This is a genomic window from Phytohabitans flavus (genome assembly GCF_011764545.1).
In the GTDB taxonomy this organism is placed as follows: Bacteria; Actinomycetota; Actinomycetes; order Mycobacteriales; family Micromonosporaceae; genus Phytohabitans; species Phytohabitans flavus.
The window spans coordinates 1,303,418-1,328,421 of the sequence record NZ_AP022870.1; the positions used below are offsets into that span (position 1 = coordinate 1,303,418).

A 25,004-nucleotide genomic window follows, 5' to 3' on the forward strand; every position below is an offset into this window, starting at 1 on the left:
GAGGCGAGTCTCAGCTTAAGGTGAGGTGGCCCTCATGTAGCTATTGTTGCCCGGGTACTGACCTATCACCAGGAGAGACGCCATGACACAACTCGATGCGATCGGCGTCGGCATCGTCGGGCTCAGCGCCGGCGGCGGCTGGGCTGGAACCGCGCACGTACCGGCGCTGGCCGGCGTGAAAGGCTACGAACTGCGCGCGCTCACGGCGAGTACGCGGGAATCGGCGAGGGCGGCCGGCGAGCGGTACGAAGTGCCGCTGGTCTTCGACAGCGCCGAGGAACTGGCGTCGCACCCGGACGTCGACCTGGTGGTGGTGACGGTGCGGGTGCCGCACCACGAGGCGTTGGTCCGGCCGGCATTACAGGCCGGCAAAATGGTCCTGTGTGAATGGCCGCTGGCGGTCGACCTGCCCACGGCGCGACGGATGTCCGCGCTCGCAGGAGGTATCCGGACGGCAGTGGGTCTTCAGGCCCGCTCCGCCCCGGCGCTGCGGTATCTCCGCGACCTGATCGCGGACGGCTATGTCGGCGAGGTGTTGTCGACAACGCTGATCGCCGCCCACGGCGGATTTGACGGCACCTACAACTCCTCTACCCGGTACCTTCTCGACGCGGCCAACGGCGCCACCCTGCTGTCGATCCCATTCGGTCATGCGATCGACGCGCTGACGATGGTGCTGGGCGAGATCACCGACCTGTCGGCGACCACGGCCTTACGACGCCCGGTGCGGTACCACGCGGAAACCGGCGAACCTGCCACCGCGACCGCGCCGGACCAGGTCGCGGTCACCGCAACACTTGAATCCGGAGCGGTCGCGGTCGCGCATGTTCGGGGCGCCCGGTACCGGGCCGCAGACCTGCACTGGGAGATCAACGGCACCGAGGGCGTCGTCGTGGTGACGGCGCCGCAGGGCGGGCTGCTGGCCAAATCCCCGACCCTGCTGGGTGCCCGCGGATCGCACCCCGAGCTGGCCGAGCTTCCGGTGCCGCCGAGCTACGAGCTCGTACTTGCCGGCCACGCCGATCAGTACGCGTACCACGTCGCGCACGCCTACCGGCAGTTACGCGAGGACATCACCACCGGCAGCAGGACGATCCCGGACTTTGCGCACGCGGTACGACTACACGAGCTGCTCGACCAGATCATTCGGTCCAACTAGCTGGCGGCCTTGTCACGGATGGGTCGCGCGTGCTGGAAGGCGACCAGCAGGGCGGTGACTAGGCCAGCCACTAGCAGGATCCTTACCACGTTGAACAGCACTGTGTCGCCCGTGGAGTGGGACGGGAAGATGTCCTTGACGAGCCAGCCGACGCCGAACCCCAGCCCCAGGTAGGCGTGCATCGCGGCCCGCAGGCGCGGGAAGGATTGCAGGCGGCCGAAGATCCGGGGCGCCGCCGTGCCGCCACGGCTCTTGGCGAGCAGCACGGCGGCGACGGCCAGGTTGGCCACAGCGACCACGACGGCCAGGACCACGTCCGCGGATCTCATGGGGCCACACGCTATCGCACGGATGCCTGCGGCCGAGATCAGCGGAAGTTGAACTCATCGTAGTGGATCGACGCGGGCGGCTCGCCAATCCGGCAGGAGGCGCGGGACAGCGCCCGTGCCATGCGCCACGGGCCGGCCACTACCGCCGCCGCGGACAGCTCGTCCATTAACCGGCATCTACATAACGAACCCGGGCTGCCCTACTAGTACGACAGCCGTGGTTTGCTGAGGGCGCGTCTTCGCTGGTAGTGGCTGTTTTGGCACGGTACTGATGGCGGCGGCGCCATCGTGACCGTCGATCGATGAAGTCGCGGCAACGCCGCTCGGTGATCGGATGTGCCGCTGGCAATCCCACGGCGTGTGGCTCACTCTTCTGCCGCTGATCGATCATTGGACGGCGATGCCTTGCACGGGTCGTGCCGGCTCCGGCTCCGACACGGCATGCTCGTACACCTGGGATTGAACCGGGAGGTGGCGTCGCGACACCACCGTCCACAACAGATGCCAGCCCGTTGGCGGCGAAGTCACGACGTCGGGAACCACGCCCTCGGTCAGCCCGAACCGGTGCCTGGACACCATCACCGAGCCAGCCGTGTGACGGGGCAGCACGTACTCGGCCCGCACCTTCGCCAACACCGCCGCCGCGTACCCGGCAGGCATCGGAACCTCGCGCAGCAGTACCGCCGCGGCGCCGACCGCGACCCCCACGACGGCGGCCGGCTCGTCGACCAGCGGCGGCAGCCTTAGCTTGCTCAGGACGGCGCCTGCCGTGGCCACCGTCAAAGCCAGGTATGCCCGGCCGTGCCCGGCAGCGATCGTCGGCTCGTCGACGGCGTCCGGCCGCACCGCGAGCAGCTCGCTGACCACGCCGTCGGCGGCCAGGCGCCGGGACACCGATGTCACCAGATCCACCGCCCCGGGGTACAACCGGTCCACAAGCGACGATGCCTTGACCGCCTCGCTCTGGTGACTGGCCTCGACGAAGCTGAAGCGGCCCACCGGCGGATCGCCGACGTAGGTCGACAGGTCCGGCACGTCCGAATACTCCAAACCCGCCACCGTCACCTCCAGTGCGCCGAGCAGACGCTCGACCACCAGCGGCGGCAGCGCGCCCAGAGCGTCCACCGCAGCGGAATCCACGGGCGTACGGACGGCGACGTAGCCAGCGGGCACCGGCGCGCCCGCGACAGGCTTCGATCGAGGCCCGCCAGATGGCGCAGGCATCGCCTGGACACGCCGGGCGGCCGCCGGCCGGCGCATCCTTTCCACGACCCCCGCTGCCGGCCCCGGGATCAGGCCTGGATCGGGCGGCGACGCCAGCCGCCCCAACACCGCCGCCGGGATCGCCGGAATCAGGCCCATGACCACCCGCATCGCCGAAGCGACCGGCGCGGCCAGCCGCGCCACCACCATGCCAGGAACCTCACCCATGATGCCGGCCATCGTAGAGGGCTGGGAGCGCCAGCGCGGCCCTCCCACCGGCCGGCCTACAGAGTAGGTACAGGTAAAAAGACGCCGGCGGATAGCACAAGACTGACTGCACGGATCTGCCACGATCCGCTCGTGGCGTTCCTGCCGAGCTGGTCACGCTCGGTAGAGGTGGGCTTTGATTGGCTCGTTCAGTCGAGCGTGATGCGTTGCGCGTCTGCGGGTATCCAGGGGCTCGGCTCCGTGGTCCAGTTGGGATCGTGTTGCTGCACCGCGGCGATGAACGGACTGGGTGGCCGGTAGGCGTGGACCGTGACGTAGTGCACGATCAACGACGGCGCAGCGAACATCGTGTCGCGCCGTGTCGATGGCACCCTGATCTCGCTGTGGCCCAGGACCAGCGTGCCGGTGGCATGGTCGGCTGTCGGTATGGAGCTCATGGACCGTTGCGGGCAGAAGGAGCAGTCGTGATAGCCGCGCATCACGTTGGTCCGTGGTCCGGCGATGATGTCCAGCAAGGCAGCCGCGAACCCATCGGGGATTGGGCCTTGTTCGAACGGGTGCGGGGCGTCGAGCCAGCCTACGTTGATCCGGTCGTATCGAGGCCGAAAACTCAGCCAGCCCCAGTTGAAGCTGATGACGTCCATGTCCCGGTACTGATGCGCACTCAGATCTTCGAAGAACGCCACGCCGTCTTCCTAGCACGCCTGCGCGTCGCACACGCGGCTCTGGGAACGGGCGAGCGGATCTGCCGCTGATCGAGCAGGGACGCGGCCCTGCCCCGCTCGGTTGAGGTACGCGCGAACGGCTGGGTGGTAGTGGCGGCCCGCGTTTCATCGCTGCTCGGGTGGCTCCGAGGTGTTCCGGCCGGATGGGAGTGTCGAGACTTGGGCCAGCACTGCGACTGCGGGGAAGATCAGGGCTGCGAGGGTGTTCCAGACCAGATGCGTCGTCGACATTCGTGTCCAGTCCTGGGCCGATCCGGTTGCGCCGCCGGCTGCGTAGAGGGCGATGACGACGCAGGCGACGTATGCGTAGGCGGTGGCGGTGACGAAGCGGTTCGCGATCTGGTGGCCGGTGCCGCGGCGTGAGCGGATGGCAAGCGTCGCGGCGATCAGCAGGATGCAGGCGAGTAGGACCCAGCCGTATGCGCTGGCGATTCGGACCAGCCAGGGGGGCGTTGTGCCGTGGGCGGCGACGCTGTCGAGGTATTCGACTGCGGTCGCGCCGACGTGGTAGGTGACGATGATCGCGATGACGTAGGTGGTGGTGACGTAGAACCTTGTCATTCGGCCGGCGGTGGTGTCGCTAGTGTCGATGAGCCAGCAGATGCCGGCGAAGATTCCGAGGGCGCCAAGCCCGAGCAGGCCTGCGGCGTGCATCGTTTCGGTCCACGCGCGGGCGCATACGCGTTCGCCCGCGATGACGCCGAACAGGAAGGCGTCGAATGCGAGGACCAGGAAGGAGCTGCCGAAGATGACCAGGGCGTTGGTCCTGCGTACCTGGTCGCTGCGGGAGCTCAACAGCAGCACGATGCCGGCGAAGACGAGGCCGGCGAGGACGCCCGCGAATGCGGAATGCACTGGCGCCGAGGCGATGGGACTCCAATCCAGCGTGTCGCAGTCGCGGTCCACGGCAGAAGCATGACAGGCGCCTACGGTGATCGCGACTAGCCGATCGGACTGGCCACGCTGATCGTACGGTGTTGCCTGCGCGGCTTTGCAGTCGACGGGGTGTCATCTGGGCCGCTGGCTAACGCATGCAGTGGGGTCTTGGCGCCACTTGGTTCGATATGCATCAAGATGATGTCAGCGACGCTATGTTGATGTGCCAGCGACGTGGTCATTCAACCGCAAACACGGTACGTCGCCCCAGCAACGTACGGATCTGCCGATGTGCGTGCGTTCGCTAACCGGCGTATCGGCGGCTTGGCGAACTGGCTACCTATACTTCGCCAGTGGCATCAGTGACGGAGGCATGGGTTCGGATTGAGGACTGGATGCGACGGCACGCGTCAGCGAGCACCAGTGTGCTGGCCCGACCGGCGGCCCAGGAATCGATCGCCGCCGCCGAAGCCGAGCTCGGCCTGCCGTTTCCTGCGGAACTGGCTGAATCGCTGCGCCGGCACGACGGCCTCACGGAGTGGGCGAACATCCTGCCTGAAGCGGCTCCGCTCTCCGTAGTGGGCATCGTCGAGTATCGCCAGATGCGTATGGAGATCGCGCCCGATGTCGATGGTTTCGCTCGGCACGGTGCCGAGGCAGAGCCGTGGTGGCATGAACGTTGGCTTCCATTCGGGGACGGTGGCTCTGGTCTTCAAGTCATCGACTTGCGACCCGGGTCCGGATTCGGCCGCGTGGGCTGGGCGCCGACCAGCAACCCTGCGGACTTCTCGGACTCTTGGCCGTCGCTGGAGGCATACCTGACGACCGTCGCCGACGCCCTCGAAACCGGTGGCGCGGCAGGCGTCTGGTATCCGTACCTGACCATTGATGGCGCGCCCTGGTGGGGCCTAGGCGGAGAGGCCGAGCTCAACGGCGAGCCCTTGCGTGCTGCTCCTCAGCGTTGAATCAGATTAGCCAACCTGGTTGCAGGGGCTGCCCGGCCACGCAACAGCGGTTACCGTCCGCTCATGCCGCGACCCGGGCGCGACGCTGCGTCTATCCGGATGGCGCTCATCGAGTGTCGACGAGGGCGCTGCTTGTGCGGGCACTCCCGCGGGCCCTGATCAGGTGTCCATTCAGAATGGGACGATGAAAGAAGTTGGCGCGGTAGTCCACGATGGACGTGTCGACGAAGGCTGCAGCCTTTTGCCGCGTGCGCGCCCTCACTTGGTGATCTCTTCGCGGTCCGGGCGGGCGGTGACCGGTGGGTGGCCGGGCGAGACCGGGGCCTCGGCGGGCTTTTCGATCGGGAAGAAGAAGCCGCGGATGGCCGGGGCGAGTGCGCCGAGTCGGTTCATCTTCTTCGGGATCACCCAGCCGGCGTACTTCAGGGTGCCGTGGCCGTGCTCGTCGACCGGCGCGAGCGGCTGGTGCACCTCGACGAAGCGGCCGTCGGGCAGCCGCCGGATGATGCCGGTCTCGACACCGTGTGCCAGCACCTCGCGGTCGTGCTGCTGCAGGCCGAGGCATATCCGGTACGTGACGTAGTACGCGAGCGGCGGCGCCAGGAGCAGGCCGATCCGGCCGGCCCAGGTCATCGCGTTGAGGCTGATGTGGAACTTGTCGGCGATCACGTCGTTGCCGCCGGACAGCGTCAGGACGATCCAGAAGGCGATCGCCATCGCGCCGAGCGCGGTGCGCGCGGGCACGTCACGCGGGCGCTGCAGCAGGTTGTGCGACCGGTAGTCCTTGGTCAGCCTGGCCTCGATGAACGGATAGATCGGCGGCAACAGCATGAGGACGCCGGGCAGCACGGCAGCGGGCCACAGCATCGACGGGATGGTGTAGCCACCGAAACGTATCTCCCACGCCGGAAACAGCCGGATTGCCCCGTCGAGGAACATGACGTACCAGTCGGGCTGGCTGGCCGCCGAGACCGTGTACGCCTCGTACGGGCCGAAGAGCCAGATCGGGTTGATCTGGAAGAGACCGCCCATCAGCGCGATAACGCCGAAGACGATCATGAAGAAGCCGCCCTGCTTGATCGTGTACCGCGGCACGAAGCGCTCACCGACCACGTTGTGCTCGGTGCGCCCGGGGCCCGGCCACTGGGTGTGCTTCTGCTTGAAGACAAGGCCCAGATGGACGCTGATCAGCGCAAGTATCGTGAGCGGGATGAGGAACACGTGCGCGATGTAGAACCGGCCCATGATCACGGTGCCGGGAAACTCGCCGTCGAAGATCGACGTGGTCACCCAGGAGCCGATCACCGGGATCGACAACATGATCGCCGAGGCGATTCGCAGGCCGGTGCCGGAGAGCGCGTCGTCCGGCAGCGAGTACCCGGTGAAGCCCATCAGGAAGGCCAGCCAGAAGAGCAGGAGTCCGATGATCCAGTTGGTCTCGCGCGGCTTCCGGAACGCCCCGGTGAAGAAGATCCGGAACATGTGCACCACGATCGCGGCGACGAAGGTCAGCGCCGCCCAGTGGTGCATCTGGCGCATGATCAGGCCGCCGCGCACGTCGAACGAGAGGTTGAGGCTGGACGCGTACGCCTCGGACATGTGCACGCCGCGCAGCGGTGCGTAGCTGCCGTCATACGTCACCGTGGTGAGCGACGGGGTGTAGAAGAACGTCAGGAACGTGCCGGTCAGCAGCAGGATGATGAACGAGAAGAGCGCGATCTCGCCCAGCAGGAACGACCAGTGGTCGGGGAAGACCTTGTTGAGGATGTTGCGCAGGGGCGTGGCAGCTTGGAACCGGTCGTCCAGCCCACCGGCCGTCTTCGCGGGAATTGCGCTGACGTCTACCCTCCGGCGCTTCATGGCTGGGACATCAGCTTTTGTGATCTCGGCTCGCGTGCTACCCAACATTGTTGGCTCCAGGAATACGTCTTCCAGTTCGCGCCGCTCATGGTCCAGACGCGCGCGGCGGCCCTCTCGATCGGATCTGCCGCCGCCCGCCGCAGATCAGCAATGGCCCGTCGCCACTCGACTGTCTTCGATCTACGTTACTACGTCATGTAGTAGTTGTCGAGGTTCGCTCAATTTCCCTTGGTTGCTCGCTATCCGTCGCACCCACCGCGACGAACGTCGGTGTCGTCCTCGGCGGCTAGCTGATGGATAGGAGGGAGGATGACCAGGAAGGCGGTCAGCAGGGGTGAGGCGATGCTCAGCCCACTGATCGGGTTGCCCAGCAGCGGGGGCGTCGAGGTGGAGGCGGGCCTGGGCGTTCCAGCCACTCCTGGTCCGGGAGTCCGTTCTCCGGGTCGCCCAGCGCTACCTCCACCAGGCGAGCTGCGGCGGATCGCCGCGCCAGCAGCAGCGGCACGACGGCGGCGGCGAATACCGCGGCGAAGAACGCACATAGCCCAGGACCGCCGCGACCGGAAAGGTCTGCTCGTCCAGAGCGCCGGAGCTGATCAGGACGATCCGCAGCGCACCGCTTCCAACCCCGTCCCCAACGTCCGAGCGCCTGATCTTGGCGCCCTCATCTGCCGCAGGCAATGCGCGCGACCCTCCGAGCCTCGTCACGATCCGTGAGCCGAAGGATGGTCCGGCGCTTGGACGGCTCCTTGAGCTCGCGCCCCTGCTTGGCGTGAGGCGGCGAGCTACAGCTGGAGGAGCCGGTCGCTGACACTGCCAGAGCGGCGAAGGCGGCCAGGAAGAACGCGCCTCTAGGTGGGTGTTCGCCGCGGACGCTGGAGCGGTGGGTGACCAGGGCCATCCCGGCGTAGGCGGCAGGTGCCTGGCGGTGGGGAAGAAGGTGCCGACTTTGCTTGCGCCGGCATGGCAGAACCTGGCGATGGTGCACGTCAGTGCCCATGCTCGTTTATCGGCCTGTCCGCTCGGCCGCCCGCCGTGAGAACCCGTCTGGGAACTGGTTTATGGGCGGCGGGCGAGGCGTCGGCTCATGATGATGATCATTGACCATTGGACGAACGCGGCGTGGTGTTCGGGGAGGCGTTCGTAGTCGCGTACGGTCCGGCGGCAGCGGCTGATCCAGGCCAGAGTCCGTTCGACGACCCACCGTCGTGGTAGGACTTGGAAGCCGATTTGGCCGGCTAGTTTGGCTACGATCTGCAGGTGTTGGCGGGTAGGTATTGGCGCCATTGGTTGGGGGTGAGGTTTCCGGCGGTGGCGGTACAGATGTGGGTGATGGCGTTTTGTGGGCGTACGTCCCAGAGGATGAGGGTTCGGTCTGAACCGGTGGTGGCGAGGGTTTTGCCGTCGGGGCTGAACGCGAGGGCGTGGACGCGTTGGGTGTGGCCGGTGAGTCGAGCGGTGGCCGCGCGGCCTGGGATGTCCCAGAGGATGACGGTGGTTTCGCCGCTGGTGTAGGCGAGGGTGCGGCCGTCGGGGCTGAAGGCTGCCCCGGTGAAGTCGGCGTCGCTGTGATCGGTGATGGTGGTCAGCCGGGTGTGGGTGGCGACGTCCCACAGAATGATGGTCTGGTCATGACTGGCGGTGGCGAGGGTACGCCCGTCGGGGCTGAACCTGACGGCTCTGACCCAGCCGGTGTGGCCGGTGAAGGTGGTGAGCGTGGCGCCGGTCGCGGCGTCCCACAGTCTGACGGTCCCGTCGTGTCCGGCGGTGGCCAGCAGATGCCCATCGGGGCTGAACTCGACTCCGTTGACGGCATGGGCGTGACCAGCGAGCGTCTTGAGAACAGCACCGGTGCTCGCGTCCCAGATGATGACACTGCGATCGACGCTGGCGGTGGCTATACGGCTACCGTCAGGGCTGAACGCAAGGTCGAGTACCTGGTCGGTGTGTGTGGTGAGCCGGACGGGCGCACCAGTGTCGGGGTTCCAGAGGGTGAGCGTGTTGCCGGCGGTGCCGGGTGGGCAACAGGGCGAGGGCTGGGTGACGGTGGCCACCGTGCGCCCGTCGGGGCTGAACGCGACGGCGTTGGTGAACACACCACTGTCGATGAGGACAGTGTGGACAGTGCGGTCGGCGGTGTTCCACAGTGTCGTCTGGTCGGAGCTGGCGGTGGCCAGCAGCTGCCCGTCGGGGCTGAACGCGACGGCGCTGACCATTGTGGCGTGCTCGGTGACGGCCGGTTGACTGGGATCCCACAGCAGGATGGCGCCGTCTTCGCCGCCGGCGGCGAGCATAGAGGTGCGCGGGCTGAACGCCATCGTGTAGACGCCGGTGCGGGGTCCCATAAGCCGCGCGCGGAGCATCCGGTGGCGTGTGTCCCACAGCAGCACGGCTGTGTCGTCTCCGGCGGTGGCGAGGGTGCGCCCGTCCGGGCTGAACGCCAAGGTCATGACCCGCCCGTCAGGTTTGTGATGAGTGAAAGCGGCGGTACGGGTGCGGGTGACCACGTCCCACACGATCGCGGTCGTGTTGCCACCGCCGGTCGCCAGTGTCGAGCCGTCCGGGCTGAATCCGACGGCGTGCACGCCGTCGGTGTGACCGGTAAGGGTGGCCAGCCGCGCGGAGCGGGTGACGTCCCAGAGGATCGCGGTCGAGTCGTCCGAGGCGGTGGCGAGGGTGCGCCCGTCGGGGCTGAACGCCACCGCACGCACGGTCTTGGTGTGACCAGACAGGGTGGCCACCTGGGTGCGTTGGGTCACGTCCCAGAGGATCACTTCGGTGCCGGCCGCGGTGGCAAGGTGGCGGCCGTCGGGGCTGAACATAACCTCGGTTACCCGGCTGGTATGACCGGTCATCGTGGCGACGCGGGTGCGCCGGCCGAGGTCCCATATCGCGACCTTGGCGTCGTCGCCCCCAGTAACGGCCGTGTGCCCGTCCGGGCTGACAGCGGCGGCGGTCAGCCACGTGTCGTGTCCGGTGAGGACCGCGGTCCTGGTGCGCCGGCCGGTGTCCCATAGCGACACGGTGCGGTCGCGGCCGACGCTGAGCAGCGTGTTGCCGTCGGGGTGAAAGGCGATCTGGGAGACCGCGCCGGTATGGCCGAGCAGTTTGCCGAGGTGGCCTCGATAGGGCGACATACTCAGCAGCGCGCCGCGCGCCTCGATCGTGGGTGCGGTGCGGTACGCCTGCGCGGCGAGCAGCATGGCGGTGCTGGGCTCGGTGGCGGTCAGACGCGACGATTCGGCCGCGAGCTGGCGGGAGATCGCGACCTGCCGCTGCGCGACCGCGTCCCGGCGTTGCACCAGGGCGACCGTGCCGGCACCGACCATGGCCACCAACAGCACACTCAGCCCGGCGACAAGACAGCGCAGCTGCCGGTTGCGGCGGGCAGCGGCAGCGCGTTCCCGGTCGGCCAGCTCAACCGACGCGTCCAGGAATGCCCGCTCCAGCACGGTCATGGCGGCGGAGTGACCGTCGCGGGCGACCCATTCACGGGCCACCGCCAGCCGCGCCCCCGGTACAACGCCCCAGGGTCGCGGGCCAGCGACACCCAGGACTGCGCCGCCTCGGTGAGCTCTCGGTGGGTGCGCAGCCCATCCCGGTCGGTGGACAGCCAGCGGTGCAATCGCGGCCAGGCACGGATCAGTGCTTCGTGCGCGATCTCGACGGTGTCCTCGCCGAGCACGATGAGCCGGGCAACCGCGAACTGGTCGAGCACGCTGTCGATACCGGGCAGGTCCAGCTCTCCGCGCGGGACCCGGCGGCGGGTGTCCTCGACACCGTCACCGAACGCGACCAGCCGCACCAACGCCTGCCGGGCGGTGTCGCGCTGACCGCCGTCGAGCCCGGCATAGACCGCTTCCGCGGTCCGGGCGATCGCGCCCGCAACCCCGCCCGCGGCCTGATAGCCGGCCAGCGTGACCATGGCGCCCTGGCGGCGGTGCCACGCCTCGCGCAGCGCGTGCGCGGCCAGCGGCAACGCGCCCGGCGAGTCAGCCACCTCCGCGACGATCGTAGCCACCAGTGCGCCCTCCACCCGCGCGCCGCGCAGCTCGGCCGGTCTGGTCACCGCCTCACGCAGCTCTACCGGACTCATCCCACCGATCAGAACCTGCGCGTCCGCCAGCGCGGCCAGCAACTGTGGATGCTCGGCGAACCTGGCGTAGTGATCGGCGCGTGCGGCCAGCACCACCCGGGCCCGACCGTTCGGCTCCCGGCACATCGCCAGCAGCGCGGCCACGAAGTCGGTCCGCTCGGCCGGGTCGGCGCAGGTCGCGAAGGTCTCCTCGAACTGGTCCACCACCACCAGAAGATCAACGCCAGGCGATGCGTCGTCGAGGCCCTGCCGGACCGCCAGAGACGCCCGCGTCGGGTCCTCACGCAGCTCGTCCAGCAAACCGCCAGCCGGCACACCGGCATGCCGCGCCAGGTGCACCGCCAGCCCCGCCATCGGATGCGCCCCCGGCGTAAACACCACGACCGGCCCACCCACGGCCGGGACCATCCCCGCCCGCACCACCGACGACTTGCCCACACCCGACGGCCCGAACACGGCCAGGAAACGCCGCTGCCGTAGCCGGCGCACCAACTCGTCCACCACCACACCACGGCCGAAGAACAACTCCGCATCCTCCGGCTGAAACACCGCCAACCCCGGATACGGCGACCGCGCCTGCCCATTCAGCTCCGCGCCCGGGTCCTCGGCCGCAGCCGCGCTCAGGCGATCCGCCTCGCGCCAGCGCCGCTCCCACTCCTGTAGGTCACCGTCACACGCGGCGGCATACGCCAGGGTCACCTCCAACGTCGGCAACCGCCGGCCCGACGCCGCCGCCGAGAGCGTCGCCACCGAATAGTTCACCCGCGCGGCCATCTGCCGGTAGCCCGGCTTGCCAGCCTTCGCCCGCAACTGCCGCAGCCCGGCCGCCAGCTGCGTGACCGGGCCACCGTGCTCGTCCAAGGGTCGCTCCGGCCTCGGCATCCCCGACCTCCCCGTCACGCCGCGACATCCATCGTCCATCTTCGCTGCGCTGTCCAGAGTTGTTTGTCTGACCACCCACGCGGGGGCCAGACATCCCTTGCGCCGCTAAGGGATGTCTCGTAACTGGCGTGTCGTAGCGGGCCTGTCGATGGGTGGTCGTTGATGCTACCGGGGTGCAGGTGATCTCGGCGGCGGACGACCTCCGCCCGGGCCTGCGGCGCGACGGCCCGCGGCTCCACCGCGTGGAGGAGAACCTGCGCCGCGCCGCACGCGTGCAACTCCTCAGAGGGCCCGCCCAACGCCATAGCCCGCAATCGATGCGGCACGCCACGTCATTGATCAATCCAGCCGGCAGAACGCTGCCGCCGGCCGCAGGACCTGTCGCTGTCCCGGGGACGAGCCTCGCTCGCATGCGCGAGTCGATCGTGGCCTGGCGCAGCACGGTCACCCCGACGGCCAGGCCGGACAGGGCCAGCCGCGCGCGCCGCTGACGTGAGCGCGTCTCCCGGGTCTGCCGTTCGCGGCTGGCTTTTAGAAACTCCCGTTCCGCGCCGGTCAGGTCGATGACCTCGACGTCCGCCGCCTCCGACGCGGCCGACAGCCGCAGCCCCCGGTACAGCGCGCCCTCGTCGCGGCCCAGTGACTCCCAGGCGGCGGCCGCCTCGGTTGGCTGGCGGTGCAACCGGAGCCCGGCGCGGCTTTCCTCGACCCAGCCCTGCAGCCTCGGACCTCAGCCGATCTAAGCCCCTGCCCGAGCATCGCCGGACCGGCCGATCGGGTCAGTCGTCATCGTCGACCTCGCCGAGCGCTAGTCCACAACGCGCGAAGGGCCACCGTCGCATTCGGGCTGCACGGCCTGTGCGAGCGGATGGGCGTGGCCGTCTAATTAGGTGCTCGACGTCGAAGCTTTCGACGTCGAGTGGTTCGGCGAGGGTGGCGAGGTTCGGCTCCCGGTCTTGCGGGTCGTCGAGGTGGCGTTCAAAGGATGTCGCGCCGGTCCGGGGGTTCCCGTCATACCGGGTCAGCCTCACTTTTCCGGCCTTTATTGGACTGCGTCGATGGCAGGCACGTGGGCTTCGAGTCGTGGGCTGGAGCGTGATCACGCGATCCTGCTCGATTTTCGATTCCCAGGTTCGGGCGTTCGCGTCGCGGCGTGCGGCCGTGTGGTGGCGCGGGTGCCATTCCGGCCCGAGGTGGGGCGGCGAGGCCGGCCGGGAAGTCCCGGCCGGCCCACTTCGGGAACGTGCGGCTCCAGTTACCGCGGCGCCACCACCGTAGCCGCCACTCGCCGCGATTGCTTCGGCCGTCCTGTGGCTGCGTAGCCTTCTGACTTAGGCGCCACTCCCGCGCTATGCCGCTCGCGTTCTGCTGGCCCTCGCCGCCACGGCCATCCTGGTGGCTACCGTCCGTTTTGCTGGTCAACTCCGGCCGTCCTGATCGCCGCTGCGCTGGTCGTTCGCCGTTTGTCGTCGTCACCAACCATGGGCGGCATTCAGCCTGCTCGCCGATGCCGTGCTCATCGGTGGCGGCGTCGAAGTCATCCGTGCTGGAGAACCCCAAGCCATCGGCGGCGGGCCGGACGCACTCAGGGATACATCAACCACATCCGGCTGAGGTCACTGCTGCAGGGGGCGACGTACGCCTTCGTAGTCGTCCCTTCTTGAGCCAGGCACTGCGCGGACAGCCCGTTCTGGAGCCTATAGAGGCCGGCACCCAAGGAGGTCAAGGTCCACAACTGCTTCGGCTGACCGTTGCAGTATTCCGCGAACACCACGCTGTCGTTGCCGTTCGGAGCGGACAGGCACCAGCCGCTACGCGCGTTGACCACCGTCTCCCAAATGCCCGAATGGTGCTCCACGTACCACGTCTGGTTACCGGCGGAATGACACGGATCCCGCCACGCCCGGACCAAGGTCGTCGGCAGATTGTATGTGTCGTAGTGCTGGTCGAGGCAGTCGTCGGTCCACCCGTTCCAGATGAACGTTGCGTTCGCGGCGGCCGCCGGTGACGCCGTAACCAAGCTGCCGGCCAGGATGAGGACGGCGATTGCAAGCATCCTCCCCACCATGGTGACGACGGACCTCACCTGCCTCGAACTCCGCCGATACATCGGATCACCCCCGTTGACGGCCGGAAGCGGGGCCTTGGGTGTCTTCATTGTTTCTCCGTTTCTGAGTAGTCCCGCATGGCTTTACGAGGTCCGTGTCTAGCGGCGCAGAGATTGTCTGGCCCCTGCTCGTGCCGGTCAGACAAACAACTCTGGACAACACAGCGACGATTGACGATGGATGTCGCGGCGGTGCGAGGGGAGGGTTTCATCGAATGCCGGGGCCGGAGCGGCCCCTGGAGTACCCGGTGACGTCGGTGAGCAGCGGCGCGATGTAGGTGACGATCGCGTGTACCGGTGCCCAGCCCAGGGCCGTGATGGCCAGCGCGAGCCAGACATGGCGGCTGCGGAACACGCGAAGCTGCGGGCCCAGGCCGTCCTCGGGGCGTGCGGTGCGCGGGATGAGCGCCGCGATGCCGGCGAAGGCGAGCACACCGATCGCCGCGATGATCCAGAATGTGCCGCGCCAGCCGAGGTGCTGTCCGACGAGCGTGCCGAACGGGACGCCGAGCACGTTGGCGAGGCTGAGCCCGGCGAACATGGTCGCCAGCGCGCTGGCCCGCTGCTCCGGCCGGACGAGTTGGGCGGCGGCCACGGAGCCGACGCCCATGTAGGCGCCGTGGGCGAACGCGGCGACGATGCGCCCTGTCATGAGTGTCGCGTAGCTGGGTGCCAGGGCGGACAGCACGTGTGCGGCCACGAACAGAGCCACGACGCTCAGCAACATGCCCTTGCGTGGCGCGCGCACGCCGATCGCTGTCATCAGCGGGGCACCCACGACCACGCCGAAGGCGTACCCGGAGACCAGGAGCCCGGAGGTGGGGATCGAGGTGTCGAAGTCGGCGGCCAGGTCGGGCAACAGGCCGGCGATGACGAACTCCGTGGTGCCGGAGATGGTGCCGGCTCACGGGCGCAGGGATGGCGCACCTTGGCCGCGCTCAACGCCCGCATCGAGAGCCGCATCGACCAGGCGCTGGAGCAGGAGCACGGCCTGAGCGTCAACGAGTTCTGCGTGCTGCACCACCTCGCCGGGCCCGACGGGCGGCACATCCGGATGCAGCAGCTGGCGACCGTGCTGGTGCTCAGTCAGAGCGCCACGACCCGCCTGGTGGACCGGCTGGAGCGGCGCGGGCTGCTCACCCGGGTCCTCGCGCCGGAGGACCGGCGTGGGATCTACGCCGAGGCGACCGACGCCGGCCGCGCGCTGCTGGCCGAGGCGATCCCCACCCACAATGCCGCGCTCGACGAGGCATTGCAGGCAGCCGCCAGCCTGCCCGAGCTGTCGCCGCTGGAGACCTTGAGCATCAAGGCCGAAACCCGGTAGTACCCGGTGTCAGCACCCGATCCGGGCCGCGGCCTTCGACACCTGCCTAGACCGACCCGCGGTCCCCACCGGTTGGGCTGCCAGAGCCGGCTCATCACCTGAATGTTCCCGATCTTGAAGCCAGGCCGGCCGCGCTTGCGTTGCTCGCTGCTAACTGGGCGACGTGGGGAGAGGACTCTATTTGTCCCTGCTCGCGGGCCAGATGGGTTTGGTGGTCAGTCCGCCCCTCGACCGGCCCAGAGCGTGATCAGCGGGCAAGTGGTGCACGCCGCCGGGTGGTTCCTTCTGCGGATCCACCACTGTGCAACACGTCAAAGTCCGGTCTCGTAGGCGAGGATGACCGGTTGCGGGCGATCGCGGGCGTCCATGCACCCGTGAGCAGTGGCATGAAAAGGAAGGCGCGATACGTTGGCGGGTCCGAATTTTCAGACAGGGTCACATTCCGTGCTGGTGTGGCTACTATGAGCTTGACATCTTTGGTGTTAATGCATGTATGGGGTCATCGATGACCGCTGCTCGAGCGGACGATGCGGCCGCCGTGATGCCGGACCCGGGGCGGGCCCGCACTCTCGATGAGCTCGTTGGAGGGCTGCGGTCGTTGAAGGTCTGGGCCGGTAACCCGTCCTACGAATGGATCACCAGTAAGGTCAACGACGCGTGGCGGGCCGCTGGTCGCCCGATCGGCGAGCTGACCAAGCGGCCCACGGTCGTGGACTTCGACCCTGGAAGCGTGACGTATGTCCGTCCTCGATGATCGGACTCTTGAGGACCTCCGGTCACAGGATCCGTCCGACATTCGGAGATGGCTGCACCTGCATCAGCCGGCCAGTGGCGATGAACGAGGTTTCTGGTGGGAGAACGTTGCGACCCGAAGTCTCCAGGCGCTGTATCAGTCACAAGACGAGTCTGATCCGCGTCCGTGGGCCATGCTCGTCGCGGCGACCACGGATGAGGCCGTCGATCAGGGCGTACTGGAGCCGACCGACGGAGCGATCCGGCTCGCCAATCTCGCAGCTTTCTTGATCGAACGTGGTTCCGACGTATTTGATCCCAATGTGATCGCGGATCGGTGCCTTTCGCTAATTACATTGCCGTTCGAGGAGGTCGCACGAAAGTCGGGCGATTGGCGCTCGTTGCCGCGCGCAGAGATTGCGGAATTGAGGAAGATAAAGAACCTTGTTTCGCCGTTAATCCCGTTGGGAAACTGGGTCACAAACGCCACTATCCTGGAAGAGGTAGAGCAATGGCGTGGCCTCCGAGAGCTTCTGCCGTAGTGTGATATCGACAGCAACGAGCTCTGCTTCGATGGAGGCGACCCCGCCGCCGCGCGATGGGGCGGTCGCCAAGCGCGGTCGCCTACCGCGACCGCCCGACACGGCCCATTCCGACGAGGATGGTCGCCCGCCTGAACGACCTGCCCCCGGCCTCCGGCGAGCGCTACGACGCGGACAACATGGCCGCCATCGACCGCTGATCGAAGACGCACCATCACGCACGCCGCGAGTCGGCATCCGGGCGAAGAGTGCACATTCCCAATCGTGGCACCGAAACTCGCGAGTGGCGGCGGGCCCGACGAGAGTCTCACGCACCTCTTGACGCGGAGGTGTCAGGCAGCCACGTAAGAGTCCGTCACGGCGCGGACTATATGGGCACGGCATACCGGTGCGGAATACCTGGTCTCCGAATTGCGGCATGCCGACGCGACGTGGCGATGTGCCCGCGTCGGTGACAGGTGGTCACAGCCAGGATCGGCGGCTACCCCCGAAGTTTAGGGAGACTGCTCGGCGGATGCGGCGCTTAGCGTTGTGTCTGTCGCCGTCCTTTGTGCGGCGGAACCTCTCGGCGGTGGCGCCTTGGACCGAGTCCACTATGGACAGCCCCGGCGGGTTGTGTGGACGGCACCACCCTCGGACCAGATTGATTGGTGGTGTGGGAGTGTCGGGTGCGCTATCTGGTTGATGTCATCGGGACGTACCTGCGGATCCTTCTGGAGTTGGAGGAGGAGCAGGTGGTGCCTCGCCAGGCACGTGTCGCGGAGCGTGTGCGTCATAGCCTGGCCAGGGTGAACCAGGTGACGGCGCGGTTGGTGCGGTCCGGGTTGGTGCTTGCGTTGGATGACCGACGTTTGGTGTTGACGGAGGCCGGTCGCGTACACGCGGAGGCGGTGATGCGCCGGCATCGGCTCGCTGAAGCGTTCCTCGTGGACGTCGTCGGGGTGGCGTATGAGGACGCGCATGCCGAGGCGTGCCAGTGGCAGCACGTGTTGTCAATGCCTGCGGAGCGGCGGATCTACCAGTTGCTGGGGCGCCCGTCCCGGTCCCCGTACGGAAACCCGATTCCTGCTCTGGCGGCGCTGGGCGGGCCATCTGCTGTCCACGACGATCTCGACGGCGAGCAGACGTTGCTTGCGTACGGGCGTGGTGGCGAGTTGACCATCAGCCGGATCTGCGAGGGAGCCCAGCGGGATGCCGGGCTATTGCGGGCCTTCCGAGTCGCGGGTGTCGGCCCAGGGGTGCGGATGACCGCGAACTGGGTGGACGGCGGGGTTCTGGTGACGGGTAACGGCACGGCCTCCTACCTGAGCCGGAACATGGCTGGCCTGGTCTTCGTGTTGGCGCAGCGGCCGGCGGACGACTACTGACAGTCTTGGCCTTGTGGTGCTGGCGGTGTTACGGCGGAATGTCCACCAGCGGTAGAGCACGTAGTTGAACACCAGGTTGGTGGCCCCAGCGACGATCCGGGCGGCGATCAGCGGTAGACCGATGGCCTGCAGCGCGAGTACCGCGATCAAGGTCAGCAGGTAGTCGCCGAGCACCTGTGGCACGAACCGGGCCAGTTGCGGCCCGACGGCGTGGCCGTTGGCGCGGAACGCGAGGTGTCGGTTGAGGGCGAAGTTGAGTGTGTAGGTTGCCCAGAAAGCGAGCGTGACCGTTACCGGGCTCGGCAGGGGCGTGTACCGGTTCAGCAGGGTCAGCGTGGTCAGGTCGAAGGCGAATCCGACGGCCGCCAGGGCGGCGAACCGTGGGAACGGATGGTCCCAGACCACGGCGAGGCGCCGGCGATGATCCACGGGCGGCACCGTAGGCGGCCGATCCTGAACGTGGCCTGAACGCCCTGCTCCGGCGTGTTGGTCGCGGCCGTTTCAGCCGAGGTTCAGCTTGCCCTGGCGAGGATGGCCGGTTGTGCGGGTGTTGGTTGTGGAGGACGAGCCGCGGCTCGCCGAGGGGCTACGGGTGGGGCTGGTTGCTGATGGGTTCGCTGTGGACGTCGCGGAGACCGGGACCGATGGGCTGTGGTTGGCCCGCGAGGAGCCGTTCGACGCCATCGTGCTCGACCTCATGTTGCCGGGGCTGAACGGCTACCAGGTGTGCCGCATTCTCCGTGAGGAGCGGAACTGGACTCCGATCCTCATCCTTACCGCGAAGGACGGCGAGTGGGACGAGGTGGAGGGCCTCGACACCGGCGCCGACGACTACCTCACTAAGCCGTTCTCGCATGCGGTCCTTGTCGCCCGGCTGCGCGCGTTGCTGCGGCGTGGTGCGCGTGAGCGGCCGGCGGTGCTGTCGGCCGGGGACGTGCGCCTGGATCCCGCCTCCCGCAAGGCTTCTCGCGGTGCCGTCGCGCTCGACCTGACCAGCCGGGAGTTGGCGCTGCTGGAGTTCATGCTGCGGCGCCGCGGCGAGGTGGTCAGCAAACGGGAGATTCTCGCGCACGTGTGGGACTTCGACTTCGACGGCAGCCCGAACATCGTCGAGGTTTACGTGCGGCGCCTGCGGGACAAGCTGGACCGGCCGTTCGGGCGCGCGTCGATCGAGACGTTACGTGGCTCGGGCTACCGGCTGGCCGCCGATGGCGGCTGAACGGGTACGCCGCGCCGTGGGGGTTCTGCGCGGGTCGGTCCGGGTAAGGACGACCGCCGTCGCTGTCGCGGTGGTCGGCGTGAGCCTGCTGATCGGGGCGGTCGCGCTGGTGGTCAGCCTGGACGTGCTGCTCAAGCGGGAGCTGGGGGCGACGATGGCGGTGCGGGCGGCCGAGACCGCGCACGCGATCGGTTCCGGTGTGGACCCGGTGGTGTCGGTGGCCGGCGACGACGACCTGGTGGTCCAGGTGCTTGGCGGCTCGGGTGAGGTGCTCGCGGCGAGTCCCAACGCGGCTGGCCGGCCGGCGTTGGCCCGCATCGCTCCGGGGACGTCTCGTGAGACGCCGGTACCGTTCGACGACGACGAGTTTCTGGTTGTGGCGGCCGCCGCGGGCGACGGCCGGGTCGTGCTGGTGGGACACAGCATCGACGGTGTGACCGGGTCGACCCGGGCGCTGACCGCCCTCCTGGCGGTCGGCCTGCCCGCGCTGCTCGCCGTCGTCGGCGTCACGGCTTGGCGGGCGATCGGCCGCGCGCTGGCGCCGGTCGACGCGATCCGGGCCGAGGTCGACGAGATCACCGGCACGCGGCTGGATCGGCGGGTGCCCCGCCCACCGTCGCACGACGAGATCGGGCGCCTGGCCGACACCATGAACCGGATGCTCCATCGACTGGAACGCGCCCGCGACCGGGAGCGGCGGTTCATCGCGGACGCCTCGCACGAGCTCCGCTCGCCGATCGCCGCCATCCGCCAGCAGGCCGAGGTCGCGCTCGCCCACCCCGAGGCCCTACCGGATCGGGGCCTGGCCCGTGCCGTACACATTGAGGCTAGGCGTATGCAGACGCTGGTGGACGACCTGCTGCTGCTGGCCCAGGCGGACGAGGCCCGGCTGCCGTTCCGGCGTGCGGTGATCGACCTGGACGACGTGGCGTTCGCGGAGGCGCTGCGGATCCGGACGCAGGCGCCTCACCTCGTGGTCGAGGTGAGGGACGTGTCGGCGGTACGCGTCGACGGCGACCCGCCGGCCCTGCGGCGGGTGTTGCGCAACCTTGGCGACAACGCCGCGCGGCACGCGCGCGAGCGGGTCGCGTTCGGCGTGAGCGAGGTGGACGGCTGGGCGCTGATGTGGGTGGACGACGACGGCCCCGGTGTCCCGCCCGCGGACCGGCAGCGGATCTTCGACCGGTTCGTCCGGTTGGACGACGGCCGTGACCGCGCCGGCGGCGGCAGCGGCCTCGGCCTTGCCATCGTCGCGGAGGTCATCTCCGCGCACCGCGGCACGGTCACCCTCACCGGCAGCCCGCTGGGTGGCGCCCGGCTGACCGTGCGACTGCCCCTCGGCGCCGCGGCTGTGGCCGGTGCGGCGGATCGCGCGCGGGAGGGGTGACAGGTTCAGCGTCGCGTCAGGTCCTGCGGGCCATGCTTCCCAGCGCAAGGAAGACGGCACGAACAGGAGGACGTGGAATGAGAAGGCGCACACGATGGGTCATCGGCGCGGTGGCGGCTGGCGTCGTCGCCTCCGGCGCGGTCAGCGGCGTAGCGATCGCCGGCGCGGGCGAGGTCGACACGCCCATCACCGGAGACGCGCTGGCCAAGGCGGAGGCGGCCGCCCTCGCGTACGTCGGCGAGGGGAAGGTTACCGCTACCGAGGCAGGCGACGAGGACAGCTTCTACGAGGTCGAGGTGACCCTGCCGGACGGCGGCCAGGTCGATGTGCAGCTGGACGAGGCGTTCACGGTCGTCGGAAAGAAGGCAGACGCCGCAGACGGCGACGCCAGCGAGAACGCCAACGGCTGATCGGCGTGGCGGGCGGTTCTGGGCGGCCGGGCACCGTGGGTACCGGTCGCCCAGGCGCGACGCGGACAGCGGCTACGGCGACAGTGCCGGCACCGGGGCGGCTGTGGATGGTCAGGCGGCCGCCATCGTCCGCGACGAGCTGGGCCAATAAGCGAAGGCCGACATGGCCGGCCGATGGCGGTCGGTCCGGGTCGAAGCCGGCCCCATCGTCGCAGACGCTGAGTAGCAGCTCGCTGGTTTCGGTGGTGGTGAGGCCGATCCGTACGCGGCGGCGGGCGTTGGCGTGTCGCAGGGCGTTGCGCAGAAGCTCGGTGGCGATCTGGTGGAGCATTGCGATCGTCGCTGGGGCCACCGGTACCGCCGTGTCGACGGTGAGTTCGACTGGCGTGTCGTGGTCGGGGAGCTCGGCGTGCACCTGGGCGATCGCGTCACGCAGGGCTGCGGCGGGGTCGTCGCCGGCGGCCGGCAGCAGGTCGGTCAGCAAGGTGCGCAGTTGGCTCAGCTCGGCGGTCACCAGCCGGTGTGCGCGAGCGACCAGTTCGGCGCCGGCCGCGGTGGTAGCGGCGCGTTCCAACAGCAGGCCGGTGGCGGACAGGTCGGGGATCACCGTGTCGTGGAGACGGCGGGCGATCCCGTGCCGGGTGCGTTCGGCGGCGGCGAGCCCGTAGCGCAGGGCGGCGTGTCGCTCGTCGTAGTCCCGTCGGACGCGTCGGGCATGTGCGAGCGAGACGGGGAGTAGGGCGATCGTGGCCAGGCACAGGCCGGCCAGGACGATCGGGAGGGCGGCCAGGACGCCGCGCTGGGTGGTTCCGGTGACGTCGAGCGGCAGGTAGAGCTCGAGGCTGGCGTCGTTGCCGCCTGAGTCGCGGAAGCCGAAGAACACCTCCACGTGGGCGGTACGGCGACCAGGCCGACGCGCCGTCGCCGCCACCTTGCGCGCGACCGGCACCACCACCTTGCTGGTCACCCACGACCAGGCCGAGGCGATGACCCTGGCCAGCCGGGTCGCGCTGCTGCGCGACGGCGTGATCCGCCAGCACGGCACACCGCGGGACCTCTACCTGTGCCCGGCAGACCACGACGTCGCCGCCTTCGTCGGCGACGTCACCGTCCTGCCCGCCACCTTCCGTGGCGATACCGCCGACACCCCGCTCGGCCCGGTCGCGCTCCGCACCCGCCACGACGGCGAGGGTCTGGTGTTGGTGCGCCCCGAACAGCTCCAGCCATCCGTCGGCGGCGTCGAGGCCCTGGTCGCCGCGGTCGAGTTCCAAGGAACCAGCGGCCTGGTCCACCTCGCCCGCGCCGGCGATCGGTACACTGCGCGCTGGACCGCCCACCTGCTGGCCGCCCCCGGAACCACCGTTCGAGTCCGGGTACACGGCCCGGCCGTCCTTGTCACCGACACCGCGTCCCCCGACGCCGTCCGGTCCGCGGCCGGCCCAGTGCGGCAGGACAGCAACAGATGATCTCCACGTACTACCGGGCGGGGGTCGACGTTTGCTGGCGGCGGCGCCGCGAGCGCAGGGCCTGCACGGCGATGGGTGCCACGGAGACGGCGACGATGCCGACCAGGATCAGTTCGATGTTGTTCTTGACGAAGGCGATCTGCCCGAGGAAATAGCCCAGGATCGTGACGCCGGAGCCCCACAGGACGCCGCCGACGACGTTGAAGGTGACGAAGGTGCGGTAGGGCATGTGGGCGGCGCCGGCGACGATCGGCGTGAAGGTGCGCACGATAGGCACGAACCGGGCCAGTACCACCGAACGTGCTCCGTGGCGCTCGAAGAAGGCCTCCGCTCGCTGCAGGTGCTCGCGGCGGAACAGGCGGGAGTCCGGGCGTCGGAACAGTCGCGGCCCCAGACGCCGGCCGAACAGGTAACCGACCTGGTCACCGGCGACGGCCGCGACCGCGATGAGCGCGCACAGCAGCGGCAGTGGCAGGTTCAGGTAGCGGCCGTCCGCGACCAGCAGCCCGGCGGTGAACAGCAGGGAGTCGCCGGGCAGGAAGAACCCGATCAGCAGCCCGGACTCGGCGAAGACGATCACCAGGATGCCGAGCACCCCGAAGGTGGACACGAGCCACTGCGGGCTGAGCAGATGCATGCCGCGACGGTAGGAGCGGCGACCTGAAAGCAGCCTGAAGATGCGCTGTTCAGGCTCGCTTCAGGTACCCCTGGCCACGATGTCCCGATGCGATTTCCCTCGCCGAGGGTGATGGCGCGGACGGCAATCGTCGCAGCGGCCGCCTTCGTGATGCTCACCTGCATGGTGGCGCGGTACGGGGCGACAGTCGGCGGTGCCGACCGCGTGGTGAGCGATCACGCGCGGTCGTTCGCCCTGACGCACCCGGGGTGGCGGGTCTTCTGGTCTGCGGTCACGCACACCGCGGATCCGCCGGTGCTGCTGTGCGCGGTCGCCGCCGCGGTCGCCTGGCTGGTGTGGCGCCGCCGGTACCGGGCCGCGGCGTTCACGGTCGCCGCCACGGTGAGCGCGAGGATCGTACGACTCGGCGTGCTGTACGCGGTCGGCCGGCCGCGGCCAGCGGGGCGGCTCACCGCGTCAGCCGGCTGGGCGTACCCGTCCGGGCACACCACGAGCGCCACCGTCACCGCTCTGACCGTCGCGCTTGTGGCGCTACTGGTCGCCCGGAACGCGACGGTGCGCACGCTCGTCCCGCTGGTCGCGGTGGCTTGGGCGGTGCTGGTCGGGTGCAGCCGGGTCGCGCTGGTCGCGCACTGGCCCACCGACGTGGTCGCCGGCTGGCTGCTGGGCGCCGCCGCGACCTTTCTGCTCGGGTGGGCGCTGTCGGGTGCGCCGGGCCGGCCGAGGACGGCGCGGCGCAGCGGCGCGGGCAGCAGGCGCAGCCCAGCGGTCACCGGGCGTAGCGGGGCGGGGATGTAGACCACGCTGGCGCGGCCGTGCAGGGCCGCCGCCACTTGCACGGCCACCTGGTCCGGGCCGACGGTGAACGGCACGTCCGGCAGCCCCGCGGTCATCCGAGTGCGTACCTGCCCGGGCCGCACCACGAGCACCCGGGCGCCCGTGCCACGGACCATCTGACCCAGGCCGCGGGCGTACGCGTCGAGTCCGGCCTTGGCCGCCGCGTACGTGTGTACTTCGCACCGGGGCAGCATCGCGGCGACCGAGGAGAGCACCACGAGGTCGCCGTGTCCCTGCGTGGCGAGGTGGAGCGCGGCGGCGTGGGCGGCGACCGCCGGGCCAAGCAGGTTGGTGCGCAGCGCCCGCTCACTCCAGCGGGTGCAGCGCCGCGGCCAGCGGGACCAGCCGAGGCCGGGCGCCGGTGCGCGCAGTGGCCAGGCGTAGCCAGTTGGCGGCGGCGACAGCCGGCGAGGCGAGCAGGCCGCGCCCGGACAGCCGCGGCAGCGGCATGGCCCGCACCGGCCGGTACGCCCACGCATGGCCGCCGCTGTTGTGCGCGGCGTCGCCGTACGCGCAGCCGCCACCGCGTGGGATCAGGCCGCGTGGGCCAGCTTCGGCCAGCAGCCGCAGCCATTGCTCGTCGCTGTCGGGGCCGCCGTGACCGACCATCCGGCGGTCGCGCGTCCCCAGCCGGTTATCCGCTCGCGGGTGTC

At 69.1% G+C, this 25,004-nt stretch carries 24 protein-coding genes and 3 pseudogenes; 11 read left to right on the plus strand and 16 right to left on the minus strand.

Going from position 1 to position 25,004, the window contains the following annotated elements; all coding sequences use genetic code 11:
• The first annotated feature begins 82 nt into the window (after nucleotides 1–82).
• Nucleotides 83–1,159 (plus strand): Gfo/Idh/MocA family protein, encoded by a 1,077-nt coding sequence (locus Pflav_RS05495; RefSeq protein ID WP_173034250.1) that lies wholly within the window; start codon nucleotides 83–85, stop codon nucleotides 1,157–1,159.
• Here Pflav_RS05495 and Pflav_RS05500 read toward each other — a convergent pair.
• The 5 genes from Pflav_RS05500 to Pflav_RS05515 all read right to left on the minus strand — a co-directional run bounded on the left by Pflav_RS05500 (nucleotide 1,156) and on the right by Pflav_RS05515 (nucleotide 4,550).
• Complete coding sequence (locus Pflav_RS05500) at nucleotides 1,156–1,488, minus strand: hypothetical protein (RefSeq protein WP_173034252.1); 333 nt, start codon at nucleotides 1,486–1,488, stop codon at nucleotides 1,156–1,158. The two genes, Pflav_RS05495 and Pflav_RS05500, sit on opposite strands and share 4 nt — an antisense overlap.
• Before the next feature lie 38 nt (nucleotides 1,489–1,526).
• Complete coding sequence (locus Pflav_RS47160) at nucleotides 1,527–1,655, minus strand: hypothetical protein (RefSeq protein ID WP_269474460.1); 129 nt, start codon at nucleotides 1,653–1,655, stop codon at nucleotides 1,527–1,529.
• A 220-nt stretch (nucleotides 1,656–1,875) separates the two neighbouring features.
• Entirely contained in the window at nucleotides 1,876–2,919 is a 1,044-nt protein-coding gene (locus Pflav_RS05505; RefSeq protein ID WP_173034254.1) for a hypothetical protein, read from the minus strand.
• A gap of 188 nt (nucleotides 2,920–3,107) precedes the next feature.
• Entirely contained in the window at nucleotides 3,108–3,605 is a 498-nt protein-coding gene (locus Pflav_RS05510) for a DUF7919 family protein (RefSeq protein ID WP_173034256.1), read from the minus strand.
• A gap of 144 nt (nucleotides 3,606–3,749) precedes the next feature.
• Nucleotides 3,750–4,550 carry a hypothetical protein gene (locus tag Pflav_RS05515; protein WP_173034258.1) on the minus strand — a complete coding sequence of 267 codons (801 nt, stop codon included), beginning with the start codon at nucleotides 4,548–4,550 and terminating at the stop codon, nucleotides 3,750–3,752.
• A 395-nt stretch (nucleotides 4,551–4,945) separates the two neighbouring features.
• Here Pflav_RS05515 and Pflav_RS05520 point away from each other — a divergent pair, with 395 nt between their 5' ends.
• Nucleotides 4,946–5,485: an SMI1/KNR4 family protein gene (locus Pflav_RS05520; RefSeq protein ID WP_197937981.1), complete on the plus strand. Its 540-nt coding sequence runs from the start codon at nucleotides 4,946–4,948 to the stop codon at nucleotides 5,483–5,485.
• Between the two features lie 258 nt (nucleotides 5,486–5,743).
• Here the strand turns inward: Pflav_RS05520 and qcrB are convergent, their stop codons facing one another.
• The 5 genes from qcrB to Pflav_RS43320 all read right to left on the minus strand — a co-directional run bounded on the left by qcrB (nucleotide 5,744) and on the right by Pflav_RS43320 (nucleotide 15,289).
• Complete coding sequence (qcrB, locus tag Pflav_RS05525; protein WP_173034262.1) at nucleotides 5,744–7,345, minus strand: cytochrome bc1 complex cytochrome b subunit; 1,602 nt, start codon at nucleotides 7,343–7,345, stop codon at nucleotides 5,744–5,746.
• 1,247 nt (nucleotides 7,346–8,592) lie between these two features.
• Nucleotides 8,593–10,845 (minus strand): WD40 repeat domain-containing protein, encoded by a 2,253-nt coding sequence (locus tag Pflav_RS05535; RefSeq protein ID WP_173034266.1) that lies wholly within the window; start codon nucleotides 10,843–10,845, stop codon nucleotides 8,593–8,595.
• Entirely contained in the window at nucleotides 10,800–12,323 is a 1,524-nt protein-coding gene (locus Pflav_RS05540; RefSeq protein WP_173034267.1) for a helix-turn-helix domain-containing protein, read from the minus strand. Before Pflav_RS05540 ends, Pflav_RS05535 begins: the two co-directional genes overlap by 46 nt.
• Before the next feature lie 1,585 nt (nucleotides 12,324–13,908).
• Entirely contained in the window at nucleotides 13,909–14,379 is a 471-nt protein-coding gene (locus Pflav_RS05545) for an RICIN domain-containing protein (protein ID WP_173034269.1), read from the minus strand.
• A 259-nt stretch (nucleotides 14,380–14,638) separates the two neighbouring features.
• Complete coding sequence (locus Pflav_RS43320) at nucleotides 14,639–15,289, minus strand: MFS transporter (RefSeq protein ID WP_197937983.1); 651 nt, start codon at nucleotides 15,287–15,289, stop codon at nucleotides 14,639–14,641.
• A 69-nt stretch (nucleotides 15,290–15,358) separates the two neighbouring features.
• Here Pflav_RS43320 and Pflav_RS43325 point away from each other — a divergent pair, with 69 nt between their 5' ends.
• The gene (locus tag Pflav_RS43325; RefSeq protein ID WP_197937985.1) at nucleotides 15,359–15,754 is read left to right on the plus strand and encodes a MarR family winged helix-turn-helix transcriptional regulator; all 396 of its coding nucleotides are present in this window, start codon (nucleotides 15,359–15,361) and stop codon (nucleotides 15,752–15,754) included.
• Between the two features lie 181 nt (nucleotides 15,755–15,935).
• Here Pflav_RS43325 and Pflav_RS47865 read toward each other — a convergent pair.
• Nucleotides 15,936–16,042: pseudogene (locus Pflav_RS47865) on the minus strand (IS5 family transposase); the annotation flags it as partial.
• Nucleotides 16,043–16,259: 217 nt separating this feature from the next.
• Between Pflav_RS47865 and Pflav_RS05560 the strand changes: the two are divergent.
• The 3 genes from Pflav_RS05560 (at nucleotide 16,260) to Pflav_RS05570 (ending at nucleotide 18,395) form a co-directional block, all read left to right on the plus strand.
• Nucleotides 16,260–16,508, plus strand: a complete 249-nt coding sequence (locus Pflav_RS05560) for a hypothetical protein (RefSeq protein ID WP_173034275.1) — start codon at nucleotides 16,260–16,262, stop codon at nucleotides 16,506–16,508.
• Complete coding sequence (locus tag Pflav_RS05565) at nucleotides 16,492–17,028, plus strand: hypothetical protein (protein ID WP_173034277.1); 537 nt, start codon at nucleotides 16,492–16,494, stop codon at nucleotides 17,026–17,028. The genes Pflav_RS05560 and Pflav_RS05565 overlap by 17 nt, the downstream gene beginning before the upstream one ends.
• Nucleotides 17,029–17,696: 668 nt before the next feature.
• Nucleotides 17,697–18,395, plus strand: a complete 699-nt coding sequence (locus Pflav_RS05570; RefSeq protein ID WP_173034279.1) for a metal-dependent transcriptional regulator — start codon at nucleotides 17,697–17,699, stop codon at nucleotides 18,393–18,395.
• Nucleotides 18,396–18,443: 48 nt separating this feature from the next.
• On the opposite strand, the pseudogene Pflav_RS48495 reads toward Pflav_RS05570, so the two are convergent.
• Nucleotides 18,444–18,833 (minus strand): annotated as a pseudogene (locus tag Pflav_RS48495) (GtrA family protein); the annotation flags it as partial.
• Nucleotides 18,834–18,936: 103 nt separating this feature from the next.
• On the opposite strand from Pflav_RS48495, the gene Pflav_RS05575 reads away from it, so the two are divergent.
• The 3 genes from Pflav_RS05575 (at nucleotide 18,937) to Pflav_RS05585 (ending at nucleotide 21,411) form a co-directional block, all read left to right on the plus strand.
• A complete protein-coding gene (locus Pflav_RS05575; protein ID WP_173034281.1) occupies nucleotides 18,937–19,614 on the plus strand; it encodes a response regulator transcription factor in 678 nt (225 codons plus the stop codon).
• A complete protein-coding gene (locus tag Pflav_RS05580; RefSeq protein ID WP_197937988.1) occupies nucleotides 19,577–21,001 on the plus strand; it encodes a HAMP domain-containing sensor histidine kinase in 1,425 nt (474 codons plus the stop codon). Before Pflav_RS05575 ends, Pflav_RS05580 begins: the two co-directional genes overlap by 38 nt.
• A 77-nt stretch (nucleotides 21,002–21,078) precedes the next feature.
• On the plus strand, nucleotides 21,079–21,411 hold the full coding sequence (locus Pflav_RS05585) for a PepSY domain-containing protein (protein ID WP_173034283.1): 333 nt from the start codon (nucleotides 21,079–21,081) through the stop codon (nucleotides 21,409–21,411).
• Here the strand turns inward: Pflav_RS05585 and Pflav_RS05590 are convergent.
• Nucleotides 21,347–22,378: a sensor histidine kinase gene (locus tag Pflav_RS05590; protein WP_173034285.1), complete on the minus strand. Its 1,032-nt coding sequence runs from the start codon at nucleotides 22,376–22,378 to the stop codon at nucleotides 21,347–21,349. The genes Pflav_RS05585 and Pflav_RS05590 overlap by 65 nt on opposite strands.
• Between Pflav_RS05590 and Pflav_RS05595 the strand changes: the two genes are divergently transcribed.
• A complete protein-coding gene (locus Pflav_RS05595) occupies nucleotides 22,368–22,877 on the plus strand; it encodes an ATP-binding cassette domain-containing protein (RefSeq protein WP_173034287.1) in 510 nt (169 codons plus the stop codon). The two genes, Pflav_RS05590 and Pflav_RS05595, sit on opposite strands and share 11 nt — an antisense overlap.
• A gap of 10 nt (nucleotides 22,878–22,887) precedes the next feature.
• Here Pflav_RS05595 and Pflav_RS05600 read toward each other — a convergent pair whose 3' ends face one another.
• On the minus strand, nucleotides 22,888–23,514 hold the full coding sequence (locus Pflav_RS05600) for a VTT domain-containing protein (RefSeq protein WP_173034289.1): 627 nt from the start codon (nucleotides 23,512–23,514) through the stop codon (nucleotides 22,888–22,890).
• A 162-nt stretch (nucleotides 23,515–23,676) separates the two neighbouring features.
• Between Pflav_RS05600 and Pflav_RS48500 the strand changes: the two genes are divergently transcribed.
• On the plus strand, nucleotides 23,677–24,312 hold the full coding sequence (locus Pflav_RS48500) for a phosphatase PAP2 family protein (RefSeq protein ID WP_415624374.1): 636 nt from the start codon (nucleotides 23,677–23,679) through the stop codon (nucleotides 24,310–24,312).
• A gap of 86 nt (nucleotides 24,313–24,398) precedes the next feature.
• On the opposite strand, the pseudogene Pflav_RS48505 reads toward Pflav_RS48500, so the two are convergent.
• Together Pflav_RS48505 and Pflav_RS05610 are read right to left on the minus strand one after the other, a co-directional pair.
• Nucleotides 24,399–24,755, minus strand: a pseudogene (locus Pflav_RS48505) (SDR family NAD(P)-dependent oxidoreductase); the annotation flags it as partial.
• Nucleotides 24,658–24,960 carry a hypothetical protein gene (locus Pflav_RS05610; protein ID WP_173032617.1) on the minus strand — a complete coding sequence of 101 codons (303 nt, stop codon included), beginning with the start codon at nucleotides 24,958–24,960 and terminating at the stop codon, nucleotides 24,658–24,660. The gene Pflav_RS05610 and the pseudogene Pflav_RS48505, both read right to left, overlap by 98 nt.
• Between the last annotated feature and the right edge of the window lie 44 nt (nucleotides 24,961–25,004).

What these genes read in the sequence shown, in the direction of transcription:
- Pflav_RS05495 (WP_173034250.1), top strand. Translation starts at nt 83, where the DNA reads ATGACACAACTCGATGCGATCGGCGTCGGCATCGTCGGGCTCAGCGCC.
- Pflav_RS05500 (WP_173034252.1), bottom strand. Translation starts at nt 1,488, where the DNA reads ATGAGATCCGCGGACGTGGTCCTGGCCGTCGTGGTCGCTGTGGCCAAC.
- Pflav_RS47160 (WP_269474460.1), bottom strand. Translation starts at nt 1,655, where the DNA reads ATGGACGAGCTGTCCGCGGCGGCGGTAGTGGCCGGCCCGTGGCGCATG.
- Pflav_RS05505 (WP_173034254.1), bottom strand. Translation starts at nt 2,919, where the DNA reads ATGGGTGAGGTTCCTGGCATGGTGGTGGCGCGGCTGGCCGCGCCGGTC.
- qcrB (WP_173034262.1), bottom strand. Translation starts at nt 7,345, where the DNA reads ATGAAGCGCCGGAGGGTAGACGTCAGCGCAATTCCCGCGAAGACGGCC.
- Pflav_RS05540 (WP_173034267.1), bottom strand. Translation starts at nt 12,323, where the DNA reads ATGCCGAGGCCGGAGCGACCCTTGGACGAGCACGGTGGCCCGGTCACG.
- Pflav_RS05545 (WP_173034269.1), bottom strand. Translation starts at nt 14,379, where the DNA reads ATGCTTGCAATCGCCGTCCTCATCCTGGCCGGCAGCTTGGTTACGGCG.
- Pflav_RS05560 (WP_173034275.1), top strand. Translation starts at nt 16,260, where the DNA reads ATGACCGCTGCTCGAGCGGACGATGCGGCCGCCGTGATGCCGGACCCG.
- Pflav_RS05565 (WP_173034277.1), top strand. Translation starts at nt 16,492, where the DNA reads ATGTCCGTCCTCGATGATCGGACTCTTGAGGACCTCCGGTCACAGGAT.
- Pflav_RS05585 (WP_173034283.1), top strand. Translation starts at nt 21,079, where the DNA reads ATGAGAAGGCGCACACGATGGGTCATCGGCGCGGTGGCGGCTGGCGTC.
- Pflav_RS05600 (WP_173034289.1), bottom strand. Translation starts at nt 23,514, where the DNA reads ATGCATCTGCTCAGCCCGCAGTGGCTCGTGTCCACCTTCGGGGTGCTC.
- Pflav_RS48500 (WP_415624374.1), top strand. Translation starts at nt 23,677, where the DNA reads ATGGTGGCGCGGTACGGGGCGACAGTCGGCGGTGCCGACCGCGTGGTG.
- Pflav_RS05610 (WP_173032617.1), bottom strand. Translation starts at nt 24,960, where the DNA reads ATGGTCGGTCACGGCGGCCCCGACAGCGACGAGCAATGGCTGCGGCTG.